This is a genomic window from Streptomyces sp. bgisy027 (assembly GCF_057710365.1).
The window spans coordinates 94,913-109,124 of sequence record NZ_JBYIVZ010000019.1 but is presented as its reverse complement, the minus strand read 5'-3'; the positions used below and the strand labels follow the sequence as shown (position 1 = coordinate 109,124).

The 14,212-nt window shown below is 70.3% G+C and carries 10 protein-coding genes and 1 pseudogene; 6 read left to right on the top strand and 5 right to left on the bottom strand.

The genetic code is table 11. The features are described 5' to 3' along the window. Positions 1-27 precede the first annotated feature (27 nt). Together AC3ETA_RS21070 and AC3ETA_RS21065 are read left to right on the top strand one after the other, a co-directional pair. Positions 28-2,709, top strand: coding sequence for a CHAT domain-containing protein (locus AC3ETA_RS21070; protein ID WP_432194458.1), 2,682 nt, complete (start codon positions 28-30; stop codon positions 2,707-2,709). After that, positions 2,706-3,536 carry an NUDIX hydrolase gene (locus AC3ETA_RS21065; RefSeq protein ID WP_432194457.1) on the top strand — a complete coding sequence of 277 codons (831 nt, stop codon included), beginning with the start codon at positions 2,706-2,708 and terminating at the stop codon, positions 3,534-3,536. The genes AC3ETA_RS21070 and AC3ETA_RS21065 overlap by 4 nt, the downstream gene beginning before the upstream one ends. Before the next feature lie 146 nt (positions 3,537-3,682). Here the strand turns inward: AC3ETA_RS21065 and AC3ETA_RS21060 are convergent. Further along, positions 3,683-4,131, bottom strand: a pseudogene (locus AC3ETA_RS21060) (flavodoxin family protein); the annotation flags it as partial. A 211-nt stretch (positions 4,132-4,342) separates the two neighbouring features. Here AC3ETA_RS21060 and AC3ETA_RS21055 point away from each other — a divergent pair. Continuing rightward, positions 4,343-6,034 carry an acetolactate synthase large subunit gene (locus AC3ETA_RS21055; protein WP_432194456.1) on the top strand — a complete coding sequence of 564 codons (1,692 nt, stop codon included), beginning with the start codon at positions 4,343-4,345 and terminating at the stop codon, positions 6,032-6,034. A 272-nt stretch (positions 6,035-6,306) separates the two neighbouring features. Here the strand turns inward: AC3ETA_RS21055 and AC3ETA_RS21050 are convergent, their stop codons facing one another. Both AC3ETA_RS21050 and AC3ETA_RS21045 read right to left on the bottom strand, forming a co-directional pair. Next, the gene (locus AC3ETA_RS21050; RefSeq protein ID WP_432194455.1) at positions 6,307-6,654 is read right to left on the bottom strand and encodes a hypothetical protein; all 348 of its coding nucleotides are present in this window, start codon (positions 6,652-6,654) and stop codon (positions 6,307-6,309) included. 42 nt (positions 6,655-6,696) lie between these two features. Then, entirely contained in the window at positions 6,697-7,209 is a 513-nt protein-coding gene (locus AC3ETA_RS21045) for a hypothetical protein (protein WP_432194454.1), read from the bottom strand. A gap of 689 nt (positions 7,210-7,898) precedes the next feature. Between AC3ETA_RS21045 and arsM the strand changes: the two genes are divergently transcribed. From arsM to AC3ETA_RS21030, 3 genes are all read left to right on the top strand, one after another. Next, the gene (gene arsM / locus AC3ETA_RS21040; protein ID WP_432194453.1) at positions 7,899-8,792 is read left to right on the top strand and encodes an arsenite methyltransferase; all 894 of its coding nucleotides are present in this window, start codon (positions 7,899-7,901) and stop codon (positions 8,790-8,792) included. 350 nt (positions 8,793-9,142) lie between these two features. Beyond that, complete coding sequence (locus tag AC3ETA_RS21035) at positions 9,143-10,309, top strand: 4-hydroxybenzoate 3-monooxygenase (RefSeq protein WP_432194515.1); 1,167 nt, start codon at positions 9,143-9,145, stop codon at positions 10,307-10,309. 79 nt (positions 10,310-10,388) lie between these two features. Continuing rightward, positions 10,389-12,086, top strand: coding sequence for a methyltransferase (locus tag AC3ETA_RS21030; RefSeq protein ID WP_432194452.1), 1,698 nt, complete (start codon positions 10,389-10,391; stop codon positions 12,084-12,086). Between the two features lie 379 nt (positions 12,087-12,465). On the opposite strand, the gene AC3ETA_RS21025 is transcribed toward AC3ETA_RS21030, so the two are convergent. Further along, positions 12,466-13,128, bottom strand: a complete 663-nt coding sequence (locus AC3ETA_RS21025) for an SRPBCC family protein (protein WP_432194451.1) — start codon at positions 13,126-13,128, stop codon at positions 12,466-12,468. A gap of 49 nt (positions 13,129-13,177) precedes the next feature. Beyond that, complete coding sequence (locus AC3ETA_RS21020; protein ID WP_432194450.1) at positions 13,178-14,209, bottom strand: medium chain dehydrogenase/reductase family protein; 1,032 nt, start codon at positions 14,207-14,209, stop codon at positions 13,178-13,180. Positions 14,210-14,212 lie beyond the last annotated feature (3 nt).

The following is a 14,212-nucleotide window of genomic DNA, read 5'->3' as shown; positions in this document are numbered from 1 at the left end:
CACGCAATTCGAGAGCGAGGTTTTCGTATGAGCCAGAATGCCGAGGGACCTCATCAGCCGGACTCCGACTCCTCAGTCATGGCCTTCGTAGAAGCGCTGAACGTCGAGCAGCTCATCACCCGGTTCGACGCCGACTTCGACGTACCGATGCACCAGTCGCGTGCGATCGGCATGCTTCGCCTGGCCGAAGTGTACGGCCCGGGGACGCAGCGCGGCACCGAAGGTATGGCACGCCGGGTGGGCGCCCACTGGTGCGAGATCGTCCAGGCCGACGTGGCCTACGAACTACTCACGGGCTTGAGGCTGATCGAGGCCTCCCGGGGCGATGCCGAGCGACTGCGTGAATCGTGGTCGCAAGGGAGGCTGGACCCGGCGGACACCTTTACGCCCTATGTGATCGCCAGGTGGTTCGACGGAGCGGGCAGGATCCAGTACCGGCTGGGCAGCTACACCACCGCTCGGTTGTCCTTCGATACCGCCGTCACCGTGGCAGAGGAGTCGGGCCTGTGGTGGGTCCTTCCCGACCTGCAAAGCAACCACGCGCGGGCCCGGTACGAGGAACGGAACCAGACAGCGCGAGCGGGGGACGGTGGCACGGATGCCCGCTCCTTCATCACCTCCCTGGAGGCGTTGTGTGACGAGATCACCGCCTTGGGCCAGAGACACGGCGTGAACACCGAAGTACTTCCCTCCCGCAGCGCTCCCATCAAGCACCGGGAGTTCCTGCGGGGCTATTCAAACGCCCTCCACAATCTCGCGACGGCGGTGGGGCAAGCCGGTGACAATCCCCGATCGTTGGAAGTCACCGCGCGGTCCCTGGCCATCTCGGAGATGTTGGGAGATGAATACCGGATCGCGCAGTCGGTCACCAACCAGGGCTTCCGCGACAGCGACAGGGAACGTTCCACAAAGCACTTCGAAAGACTGCTGGGGCTGCGATGGGAACGGGGCAAGCGCATCGCGCGGCAGAACCTCGCAATCAACCAGGGCGGGCCCGAGGGGCTGAAGGAATTGGGCCGTCTCCTGGACGAGCTGGATCACGACGCGCCTGGAGCGGGCCGTCAAACCGGCATGGATGTCGACTTCCACGCGTTCACCGTGCAGGGATACCGGCGTGTGGCCCGCAGTCTCCCCAAGGAGAGCCAACCGGACGACCTGCTCTCCCGCCAACTCGACATGGCAAGGTCTGTACGGGCGGCAATCGCTCTGCCGCTCTACAAGCGGGCCTACGCCCGCCATGTGAGACCGGCCTATCTGCAGGCGATCGCGGCCCACGCCGTCTCCGGGGACGACTCCCGAGAGAACCTGGAGAAGGTCCTGTCCCTGGTGGAGGAGTCCTCCGGCCGTGAGCTGCTGGACCTGATCGCCTCCTCGCGTCCTCCGGTACTCGCTCCCCCGTCCCGTCGTATGGCTGGCGCCGAAGCGCCGCACCCCACAGGCACTGGAGAGAGACACAGGGCGGCGCCCCAGCCAATGGCCGCCGAGCGGCAGACGGAACTGCTGGAGTTGCTCGCCGAACGGGAACGGGAGTACGAAGACCGGTTTGTGCACCATCCCCTTACCTCGGCGGCCCATGACGAGGACATCGCTCACCGCCTCGCCCAATACACCCTCAACCACCCGGGCTCCTGCGTAGTCCGGTATTTTCGTTTCGCCGCCCCGGACGGTGTCCGCGGCACGGGAGGCCAGGCCGTTCCCGACTCCCTGGGCATGGTGGTCTGCCGGGAGGGGCTGATGACGCTGCTCCCGTCAGTGCCATACGACCAGGTGTCCGAGCTGGTCCGCCAGGTGTCGGCGGACCTGGCGGATCCCGGGAAGCGGGCACCGAGCGAGCAGACCTGTCGGCGCGTCTGGGAACTCCTCATCGCCCCGGCATGGAAGTCAGCCTGCCACGGCGGTCTCCCATCCCATCTCACCCTGATCCCGACAGACGATGTCTTTGCCATCCCCCTGCATGTCGCCTTGGAGCCGGGTGATACACGTCCTCTCGCTGCGCGGGTTCCGCTGTCGCAGTCAGTGAGCGTGGCCGCTTTCGTAGCCCATGGACGGCACCTGCTCAAACGGCAACTGGTGGAACGCGAGGATGATCTGGCCGCGCTGCTGGTCACCGACGCCGACGCCACGGGCGGCGAGATCGTCCGGACGGGATGGCCAACCGAGCACATCGCGGTGGCCGGAAACGTGCCACAGGGGCTGGACGGCCCCATCCGGCGGCTGCCCTCCAACTGGGACGGCATAGCGGCGCTGACCGCTCACAAACCGGAGTTCTTCGTGTACGCGGGCCACGGCACCTATGTGGACACGCCCGAGGGGTACGGCCCACTGCTGAACCTCGGCAAGGAGGACATGCTCACCCAGTTCGACCTCGCTCTGCATCTCAGCCTCCCGCGGAACAAGCTCGCCATCCTGGGTGCCTGCTTGGCCGGCCAAGGGATGCGGTCGGAGGGAGGTGACGTGCTTGGTTTCATGCGGTCGTTGATCATCAGCGGGGCCGGCGCCATCGGCGTTCCGCTATGGGATGTGCTGGACACCGCCATGGTGGCCACAGTGCGCGCCCTGCTACGGCAGAGCCGGAAGGCGCTCGGCCCCTCGGGGACCGGGGTCTTCGACGTTGTCGAGGCTCTGCACGGTCACTACCGCGAGGTCGTCCACGACTACGAGGACGTGGCAGCGCGCATCAAGCGCCTGCCTCTCGCCTTGTATCTATGATCGAAGCACGCAATCGCCGCGGGCGAGGGGCAGATATGGACCGAAGTGACGGCCACGAAGAGACCGATGGCACCGTCGGCGAAGGAGCGGGAAGCGAACAGCGCAGGAAGGCCCGGCTCGCCGCATACGACGCGCTGCGCGAGCGGCATCCTGACATGTTCGTGAACCCGCCGGGAGGGGCGATCGAGATCCTTCTCAACCGGGCGGACCAGGAGAGGGTGGCGAAAGAGGTCACGGAACTCGCCGTCACTTCCGGGCTCCCGGAGGAGTCGGGGGACATCGGCGTCGTCTACCGCGACCCTTACGTCTGTGTGCTGCGCGATGCCGTGCGGTTTCCTTCCGGCCGTACTGGCACCTACATCCGCCTGGTGTCCGCGGCCGAGGCGGCAGGCGCCGCGGTGCTGCCCGTGCTCAGCGACGGACGGCTCATCCTGCTGCGTCACTTTCGCCACGCGGAGCGCGGGTGGCACTGGGAGATTCCGCGCGGCTTCGGCTCCCCCGGGGAGGACAGCGCGTCGACCGCGCGCCGGGAGCTACAGGAAGAGGTGGGGTGCGAGGCGAGCGACCTGACGCATCTGGGGCCCATGTCACCCGACACCGGTCTACGCGCCGGACGCGACCAGCTGTACCTCGCGCATGTCGATGCGGCCACTTTCCAAGATGGCGCCAACCCAGGCGCGCGGGAGGAGGGCATCGAGGGGTGCCGGGCTCTGTCCGTGAAAGAGTTCGAGGACATGCTCCTCAGCGGCCGGATCTCCGACGCGTACACCCTGGCCGCGTACGGTCTTGCCAGAGCCCGGGGACTGCTGGCAGAAGCGAGCCCATGAGGGCAGGCCCGGTGCCTGCTCGGCGAGCAGGCCGGCGGCGGCCGAGGTGTAGGCGTGGGCCGTGCCGACCGAGATCCCGAAGGCCGCGGCGATCCGTGCCAGGAAGACGCTCCGATTCCGGGCGAGACCCTCATGGGGCTCGATGGGTGCTCGACGCCGTCCTCGTTGCCGGTGATCAGGCAGCCGCCGACGCGGCCGTAATAGGCGTACTGGCCGACGTCGTTGAGCAGGCTGGAGCAGGCGTAGCGGCGTTCGATCACCTGCTTCATCACGGAACTGTTGTCACCCAGCCAGGTGGGGCCCGCCCGTACCAGGATGTCGGCCGCCAGGACCTGCTGGTACAGGTCCGGCCAGGCGTCCGTATCCCAGCCGCTCCGTCACGTCGGGCCGCACACCGGTGGCGATGTCGTGGGGCACTGCCCGTAGGACGTCGACTCGTACCCTCTGCGCGTCCATGATGGCGGTGCTGCGGTCAATCAGCTCCCTGCGTGTTGCTCGTGCCCGGCGGCCGTTTGAGGGTGCAGTCGATCACCAGGGCCCGCAGGTCGTCGTACCGCGCCGGCGGTGCGTCGGTGCCGGGCGACGAAGCGGTCACGCGGTGCTCCCTGAGCCTGCCGCCGCTCGGTGTCCGGCGGCGGGTCCATATCCGGATCCGGTGTCCGGGCCGACCGCGGAAGGCGCCACCACAGCGCCTCCGCATGGCATCGGCGGTACTTGAGCTCCGGCACGGGTCGCTACCCGTCACCGGTCCCCGGACGGCGGCCGACAGGTGGCCGGGGCGGGCGGGGCGTGCCTACGGTCGCCCCATGGGCACCGAAAGCGCGACCGGGTCGCGGGACACTGCAGCAGTGGAGGACGTCGCGCACCTGTTGGTGCGGTGTCTGCGAGCCGAGGGCGTGGAGTACGTCTTCGGGATCCCCGGTGAGGAGAACATCCGTTTCGTCGACGCGCTGAACGGCTCCGGGATCCGGTACGTCCTGGTGCGCCACGAACAGGCCGCCTCGTTCATGGCGGAGATCTACGGGCGGCTGACCGGCCGGGCCGGTGTGTGTTCGGCCACGCTGGGGCCCGGTGCGATCAATCTGCTGCTCGGCACAGCGGACGCCATGACGAACAGTGCGCCGCTGGTGGCCCTGGCCGCCCAGGGCTCCCTGCGCCGCATCCACAAGGAGTCGCACCAGGTCATCGACCTGGTATCGATGTTCGCTCCCGTCACCCAGTGGTCGGCCCGTATCGAGTGTCCGGACGCGGTGCCGGAGATGACACGCAGGGCGTTCAAGACGGCGCAGAGCGAACGGCCCGGCGCCGTGTTCCTCGCGGTCCCCGAGGACGTCGAAGCGGAGCGTCCCGCCGGACCGCTTGCGCCGCTGCAGATCGATACGGTGCGGGCCGACGCGCCGTCACCCTCCCAGATCGCACGGGCGGCCGAAGTGCTTTCGGCCGCCCGGCACCCGGTCGTGCTGGCAGGCCATGGCGCCGCCCGAGCCGGGGCCTCGGCCGCCCTGGTGCGGTTCGCCGAACGGCTGAACATCCCGGTCGCGACCACCTTCCACGGCAAGGGCGTCTTTCCCGACGACCATCCGAACGCCCTCGGCGCGGTCGGCTTCATGCGCCACGACTACGGAAACTTCGGCTTCGACGCGGCCGATGTGGTGCTCTGCGTGGGCTACGAGATCCAGGAGTTCGACCCGGCCAAGATCAACCCGAACGGCGACAAGCGGATCGTTCACGTCCACCGCTTCCCCGCCGAGGTGGACACCCACTACCCGGTCACCGTGGGTGTCGAAAGTGACCCCTCACAGGCGCTGGACGCGCTCGCGGCAGCACTGCCCGAGGGACTCACCTTCGATTCGGGAAGCAGCGAGAAAATCCGCACCCTGCTCGACGAAGAGCTGCAGTACGGACGTGACAACGACGCGTTTCCCCTGGTGCCGCAGCGTGTCGTGACCGATGTGCGCACCGCGCTGGACCGCCACGACATCGTGCTCGCCGACACCGGCGCCGGAAAGATGTGGATGTCCCGTCTCTACCCCACCTACGAACCGGACACCTGCCTGGTCTCCAACGGCCTGTCCACGATGGGGTTCGCACTGCCGGGGGCCATCGCCGCCAAGCTGGCCCGGCCGGACCGGCGCGTCCTGGCGATGATGGGGGACGGCTCGTTCCTGATGAACTCTCAGGAACTGGAGACGGCCGTCCGTGAACGCGTCCCGCTGGTCGTCCTGGTCCTGGTGGACGAGGAATACGGCCTGATCACCTGGAAGATGGAACTCGAACTCGGCCGCCACAGCCACACCCGGTTCACCAACCCTGACCTGGTCGCCTACGCCGAAAGCTTCGGCGCACGCGGCTACGTGATCGAAACCGCCGACCAACTGCTGCCCGCACTGCGCCGCGCCCTCGACGACAACTCGGTCTCCGTCATCGCCTGCCCCGTCGACTACTCCGAGAACCTGCGCCTGACCGACAGGCTGGGCAGTCTCCACGGTCCGTTCTGATCCGACAGCCCCAGAGCCTCCCGGCCGGCATCGGGAAGGACCCACCGGAGGACCGGCTCCGGCGAAGTCATACGGACGGCGAAGCCGGGAGGGCGAGCCGGTGTTTCACGATGCGCCGCATGTCCACCGCGGCTGGTGTCGATGCCGGAGGTGCCGCTGCATACGACTCGGCCGAAACCCGGTGACGGGCGTGAGGGAGGACAGGCACGACGAAGCCCTCGGGGACGGATTGTGTCCTCCCCGAGGGCCGGTCTCGGCGTTGGCGCCAAGGTTCAGTCGCTGCCGAGATGCTTGATCTTCTCGAACGGGTAGGCCCCCACGATCACCACGGCCATCCCGTAGAGCGCGAAGACCAGCAGCCCCCAGGTGGAGACCGACTTGCCGCCGCCGCTCATGATGACGCTGCCGATCGGCACGAGCGGCGCCAAGCTGAGTACCGCGGCGCCGGTGCACCAGAAAGCCACGAGCTGATCGGCCCGCTTTCTGAGCACAGGATCGGCCTTCACTTCCGCCGGGACGTCGTACCCGACGGACTTGTTGCAGACCTCACCTCGGTATCCGACGCGTGCCGCCAGCAGACTGGCCACGCTCAGCACGCAGAAACAGCCGAAGATGAACATGTACGCCATGGGTGCCTCTGGGTCTCGTCGTGCGGTGCGACCCTAGCGGACGTACTTGATGATGAAGGCGATGACCATGTTGATGGCCTTGTTCTTCACCCAGCCCGGCAGGACCTTCCAGGCCCAGCCGCCGATCTCGCCGCCGAGGCAGCCGATGATGGCGTTCCGTACGTACGTCTTCTTGCTGGAAGCCTTGCCGGCCGCGATGTCGCTGAGCACGGACGTCGGGATGCTGGCCAGGGCGCCCCTCGCGCACCATGCCGCGGCGCCGATGGCGACGGCCGCGATGGGGAACGCCCGCGTCTGACGCCCGGTCGCGGCGGCGGACTGCTCGCTCATGGCCTTCGAGATCTCGGCGAGGGCGTCCGTCCCCATCCCGTCCTCGATGAACTTCCGCTGCTCCGCGGTCAGGGCCGGAGCCGTCGATTCGCTCGCGGCGGCCAGGGCGACGGCCTCGGTGCGGGTGCTGTCGGCGGCCACGGCGGTGGAAGCCGCGGTGGCGAGCAGGGCCGTGCTGGTGACGGCCGCGATGCCGGCCAAAGATATGCGACGCATGACGGTAGTGCGCATTGATTCCCCAGTAGTTGGTGCTGCACCTCCCGGTCACGGAGGTGATCAGTCACGAACCCTGACAGGCTGCGCCGAAGTCTTACAAACTCTTTGCCTATGCGGATGATCACCGCCCTGACCAGGAACGCACCTCCCTCCTCGTGCATCTTCATCAGACGCTGCCGCCGCCCCGACCTGGACGGAGGAACCACGAGACCGGGACGAACACCGCCTCCTCGGACGTGCCGTACTTCGCATGCGGCAGTCGGCTCGACCACACCCGTCGGGCCGCCACCCGAACTCCTCCCAGTCGGCCCCGGGCACGGGCACGGCCGGTCGGCGGTCGGCGGTCGGCGGTCGGCGGTCGGCGGTCGGCGGTCGGGCAGCAACTGGAAGTCGTACGTCATCGACGCCGTCGGCGACCGGGCATCGCAGACCATCCACGACACCGGGCCGCTGCCGAAGACCCGGAGTGCCGCCTCTGCGAAGAGGCCGGTTCCGCCGCCGTTCCTCGTGGAGGGGTGCCGCGGACACTGCGGAGCAGCAGTCGGCGTTCCGGTCGAGCACCTCCGGCCCTTGTTTCGACATTTCTCTATGTTGACGTTTTTCGATCCAAGGCGCAAGGTTGTATCAACGAACGTCAATACAGGCCGTTCGGGGCACCACCGTGCCCCGTCTCTCCGAGGAGCGACGCCATGCGCGAGCAGTCCACCGACCTGCGCGAAACCGTCCGGCAGCGCTATGCCGCCGCAGCCGTGAAGGTCACCGAGGGCGGTACCGCCTGTTGCGGGCCGCAGCCCGTCGAGGTCGACGAGAACTTCGGCTCCACCCTGTACGCCGCCGACGAGCGCGACGCGCTGCCCGCCGAGGCCGTCGCCGCGTCCCTCGGCTGCGGCAACCCCACCGCCGTCGCCGAACTCCGCGAGGGCGAGCGCGTCCTCGACCTGGGCTCCGGCGGCGGCATCGACGTCCTGCTCTCCGCGCGCCGCGTCGGCCCCAGCGGCAAGGCGTACGGGCTCGACATGACCGACGAGATGCTCGCCCTCGCCCTGGCCAACGCCGAGCGGGCGGGAGCCACCAACGTCGAGTTCCTCAAGGGCACCATCGAGGCAGTCCCGCTCCCTGCCAGCACCATCGACGTCGTCATCTCCAACTGCGTCATCAACCTGTCCCCGGACAAGGCCGCCGTCTTCGCCGAGACCTTCCGCGTCCTCAGGCCCGGCGGCCGTATCGGCGTTTCCGACGTCGTCGCCGACGACTCCCTCACCTGCGAACAGCGGGCCGAGCGCGGCGACTACGCCGGCTGCATCGCCGGCGCGCTGTCCTTCGCCGAGTACCGGGCGGGGCTCGAGGGCGCCGGGTTCACCGGTGTCGAGATCACGCCGACCCACCCCGTCGCCGACGGCATGCATTCCGCCGTCGTCCGCGCGGTCAAGCCGTCCGGCTCCGAGGAGTCGGACGACTCGGCCACGCGGGCGCACGCGTGCTGCGGTGTCACCGACTGCTGCACGTCGGACGAGCGGACCGCCGACCCCTCCAGCACGGTGGCGCAGGCCAAGGCCGCCTCGGGATGCGGCTGCCGGCACTGACCCGGGCCGCCGATGGCCGCCCCGGCCGGCGGCCGGCACACCTCTCGCGGATACTGAGCCTGAGCCTGAGCCTGAGCCGGGGCTGAGGGGGAGGCATACGACCTGGTCGACCGGATGTTCCGGGTTCGCCGCCGGTCTGCGGGATCGCCGTGGTCACCGCGCCGGTGGGGGTGTCGGAGGCGGACGCCCATCCGTTCACGTCTGCGGCGCCACCCGCGCGCTCCGCCGCCCTCACGCCCCACCGCACTGCCACGACCCTTCCCGATCAGGTGATTTCGGTATGGTAGGCCACTTGACGCAACCTACTATCCCTTTTCGTGACAGACAGGCAGACCCGGAGCACATCCGACGTGGTCGTCCTCGGCGCCGGACCGGCCGGGCTCGTGCTGGGGAACCTTCTTCAGGACAGCGGGATCGACTGCGTCATCCTGGAGCGGGCCGAGCGCACGCACATCCAGACGCGGGCGCGCGCGGGGTTCCTGGCCGCCGGCACCGTACGGATCCTGGAGGGGCACGGGCTCGCCGAGGGGCTGCAACGGCACGGACAGGCGCACAGCACCTGCGAGTTCCGTACCGAGGACGGCAGGTTCCGGCTGGACTACGGCACGCTCGGGCGCGGTGAGCGGCACACCGTCTATCCCCAACAGCTCCTGGTCACCGACCTGTTGACGCGGTTCCTGGCCGCCGGCGGGCGGGTCGAGTTCGCCGCCGAGGCCGTGGCCGTCCGTGACGCCGACACCGATCGGCCCTCGGTGAGCGTACGCGGGGCGGACGGGCGGCCCGGCGAGTGGCGGGCGCGGTACGTGGCCGGGTGCGACGGGCGGCACGGCGTCGCCCGGCGTTCGCTGCCGGCCGGCTCGGTGCGCCGGCAGCACTGCGACCACGGCGTGACCTGGCTCGGGCTGCTCGCCGAGGCGCCGCCCAGCCTGGACGCCGTCGGGTACGCGGTGCACGAACGCGGTTTCGCCGGACACATGGCGCGGACCAGCGAGGTCACCCGTTACTACCTCCAGTGCGAGCGCGGCACCCGGGCCGACGCCTGGTCCGAGGAACGGATCTGGGACGAGCTGGAGCTGCGGATGCGGGCGGCGGAGTACGGCCCGCTGCACCGCGGCCGCGTCGTGCAGCGAGCCCTCGTCGACCTGGAGTCCGACGTGCTCGAACCGCTGCGGCACGGCTCGCTGTTCCTGGTGGGCGACGCCGCCGGCCTCATCAGCCCGTCCGCGGCGAAGGGCGCCAACCTCGCGGTCCTGGAGGCGTCGATCCTCGCCCGCGCCCTGATCGACGACCTCGTCCACGACGACTGCGAGGGCCTCGACGCCTACTCGGCGCGGTGCCTGTCGTACATCTGGCGTGCGCAGGAGTTCTCGCACTGGATGACCGGGCTGCTGCACGGGCCGTCCGGCTCCGACGGCACGTCGTTGTTCCACAACTCCCTGCGGCGCGCCCGCATCTCTTCGCTGCGTACTTCGCGCAGCCGGCAGGACTGGTTCGCCGAGCACTACGTCGGCGTCTGAGGTCCGGCCCCGCCTCCCGCCCGTCTCCCTTCTCTCTCCACTCCTGCGTCATCCGCACACCTGAATGAGGATCCCCGCAATGATCACGACGTTGTCGGGCGACACGTCCCGCCTGCTCGCGACGGTCGACTTCGTCAAGGAGCAGGACACCGCCACGCTGCTCCCGCTGCTGCTGCCCGGACTCGACGGTCCGGAGCTGCGCGCGCTCGTCGAGCACTGCCGCTTCTCCCACGCCGCGCTGCTCGTCCTCCCCTCCGGCGAGGCGGAGTTGGACGCCATGCTCGCGGACTGCGGGCTCGTCGCGGCCCTGCCGCCGCAGCCGAGTGTCGTCGTACGGGGGCGGCTGGCCGTGCGTCATCGGCGGCGGGCCGCCGAGCTGGACGTCCGTATCCTGCGCCCCGCCGTGGCCGGGGCGGACGGGGCGCACCGCATGGTCGAGGTGTTCGCGCTGACCGTGCCGCCGGGCTCGGACCTGGATGCGATCGCCGCGCACGAGCGGGAGCATCAGCACGAGGCGCACGTCGCCTTCGAGGTCCCGGTGCCCGGCCCGCTGGTGCTGCGTGGCCTGTGCGCGACCTTCGCGCGCTACGGAGCCCGCCCGGACGGCGGCGGCTACAACCCGCACGAGAACGGCACGGTGTTCTACTTCGCCGCGCCCGAAGAGGCCAAGGTCGCCTACCGGCGCGTGGAGTTGTACGTCCCCGGCGACCACCGCGACGTACTCGCCGCCCACCTGGACGAGCATCGCGCACGGCAACCCGCCGAAACGCTCCTTCGCCTGCTGACCGGGGCGTGGACGACACAGGCGCTGGCCGCGTTCGCGCAGCTCCGGGTGCCCGACGCCATGGACGCCGAGCGAGGGACCGGTGTCGAGGACCTGGCGCGGGAGGTCGGCGCGCGACCGCGGAATCTGGCGACCCTGCTGCGTTATCTCGTGATGCTGGGCGCGGTGGCGGAGGGCCGCGACGGCTTCCGGCTGACCGCGCCGGGCGCACTGCTGCGCACGGACGCCCCGGGGTCGATGCGGGCGCTGGCGCTGATGTACGGCGGCCCGTTCTACCAGTCCTTCGCGGGGCTCGGGCACACGGTGCGCACGGGGCAGGTCGCCTTCGAGCACCTCTTCGGCGAGAACCACTTCGACCACTTCGCCCGCGACCCCCGACTCGCGGAGCTCTTCGACCAGTCCATGGCCGCCGGGTCCGCCATGTTCGACCCGGTCCCCACGCATCCGGTGCTCACCGCGGCGGCCGAGGCACCCGGCGGGGCCACCGTGGTCGACGTCGCGGGCGGCAACGGGGAACTCCTCGGCCGTGTCCTCGCCGCCCACCCGCGCCTGAACGGGATCCTGCTGGAGCGCCCGCACGCGGTCGAGGCCGCCCGCCACCGGCTGGAGGAGGCCGGCCACGGCACGCGATGCGCCTTCCTTGCCGGTGACTTCGCGGACGTGCCCGCGGGCGGTGACGTCTACGTCCTGTCGCGCGTCCTGCACGACTGGGACGACGAGCGCTGCCGCGAGATCCTGCGCCACTGCGCCCGCGCGATGCCCGACCACGCCGATCTGCTCGTCGTCGAGCGGGTGCTTCCCCCGGACGGTTCGGTCTCGCTGGCCACCGCCTGGGACCTCCACATGATGTGCAACGTCGGCGGGCGCGAACGGCGGGCCGACCACTACGGCAGGCTGTTCGCCGACGCCGGCCTGGCCCTGGTGGACCGGGCGCCACTGCCGCTCGACGGCCATGTGCTGCACGTCAGAAAGGCGCCACCGGCGTCGGCGTGACCCGAACGCGCTTCCCGGCGAAGGCAGAGGGACACGGACAATTGATGAAGCTCGGCCGCGCCGGCCCGACCGAGGTCGGGCAGCCCGACCGAGGTCGCCACACTGCCGAAGAAGGCGCAAGCGCTCGGTGCGGTCGACGGACAGCCCCTGTTCCTCGCCCCGCGGACCGCGAAGGACGTCTGCGCATCCGGGTACGAACGGCCGTGCAACGCGCTGCCCCGGGTGGCCCCGGAGACCGGGCAGATCACACGCACGCCGCTGGTTCGGTCACCGCGGTGTCGGCCGACCGGACCTACGAGACCGCGATACGCCGGGCAAGAGCGCCGAAGGCCCAAGTCCCGGAGAACTTGGGCCTTTTGCCGGTCAGGAGGGGGACGGTTCAGACGGTCGGGGTGGTGGGGTGCTCGGCGGTTGCCCTGAGGTCGTGGAGCCAGGCTTCGAGGCCTGCGCCGAGGGCCGCTGTCGCGGTGGGGACGTCCGACTCGACCTGGTCGCCGGTCCAGGTCTCCTCGGTGTGGACGTGTACGCCGCCCTTGACCTTGCGGAAGGTCCACAGGTGGACGCCCTCGTCGATGCGCAGGCCCTCGCCGATCGCGGGGCCGCTCCACAGGATGCAGTTGTCGCGGCGGAGTTCCTGGACGGTCGAGGTGATGGAGAGGGTGGTGGCGGGGGTCGACGGGGTGGCCGGTGCGGGGGTCGTCCAGTGGAACCGGGAGCCCGGCTTGAGGCGGCCGTGGTCGAGGCGTTCGGCGGTGCTGACCGGGGGCTGCCAGGACGGCCAGCGTTCGACGTCGGTCTGGAGTCTCCAGATCCTGCTCAGGGGCGCCTTGATGACGACGTCGGACCGGTAGCGGATGACGGCGTCCTCGTCGACGCCGCGGCCGCCGCACCGGGACGTGGTGCCGTGCGCAGTCGCCTGGGCGGCCGGGACGGTGCCGGCGAGGACGCCGGTGACGGCGAGCGCGACCGTGACCGCGGCCGTGCGGGTCCGTGACCGGCGCGGCCGCGAGGAGGGGGAGGCGGCAGAGCTGTTGGCAAGCATGGTGATCCTCTCGACGTGGGTACGAACAGGTGGGGCGGCGGCGGGCTCGCTACGGGTTCAGGACGACCTTCCCGGCGACGGTGCCGGACTCGGCCAGCCGCATGGCGTCGGCGGCGCGGGTGAGCGGCAGTTGCGCGGCGATCCGGGCGCTGACCTCGCCGCGCTGCAGGGCGGCGAAGACCTGGGTGAGGTCGGTGCGCAGGCGGGCGCGGAAGCGGTTCCTGGCCAGGGCCCGGCCGGCCCAGACGTTGAAGAAGCAGGCGCGGCGGCGGTTGGGGAGGGTGTTCCACAGCCAGACCCGGAAGAGGAGCTTGAGGACGGGCCACTGCTTGGAGCCCTCGTCGTCCCGGGTGGAGGCGCTGCCGTACGAGACGAGCGTGCCGCCGGGGGCGAGGAGCCGCCAGGAGTCGACGATGCCGCGGCCTCCGACGTGGTCGAAGACGGCGGCCACCCCGCGGGGGGCGAGTTCGCGGATGCGGGCGGCGACGTCGCCGGCGCGGTAGTCGACGGGGGCGACTCCCTGTTCCCGCAGGGCGTCGTGGTGGCGTTCGGACACCGTACCGATCACCCGCGCACCCGCGGCCCGGGCGAGCTGGACCAGGACCGAGCCGACGCCGCCGTTCGCGCCGTGCACCACGACGGTGTCCCCGGCACGGACCCGCGCCTTGCGGTGCAGCATCTGCCAGGCGGTGATGCCGTTGACGACGAGGGTCTCCGCCTCGGCCGCGCCGATCCCGGCGGGCACCGGCACCACGTCCGCCGCGTCCACGAGCACATGGCTGGCCCAGCCGCCGACCTTGAGCAGCGCGGCTACCCGGGTGCCGGCCAGGCCCGGCGCCACGCCCTCGCCGGTCGCCAGCACCGTACCGACGAGGTCGTAGCCGGGCACGAACGGGAAGGGCGGCTGGTCGTAGTAGCGGCCGCGCCGCATCTGCTGCTCGGCGAAGGAGACGCCGGTCGCCTCCATCCGGATCACGACCTGGCCGGGGCCCGCGGCGGGCACCGCCCCGTGCCGGATCTGCAGCCCCTCGGGCTCGACCTTGCCCGGCAGCACGACCTCGACGAGTCCTTCGGTGTTCATGGC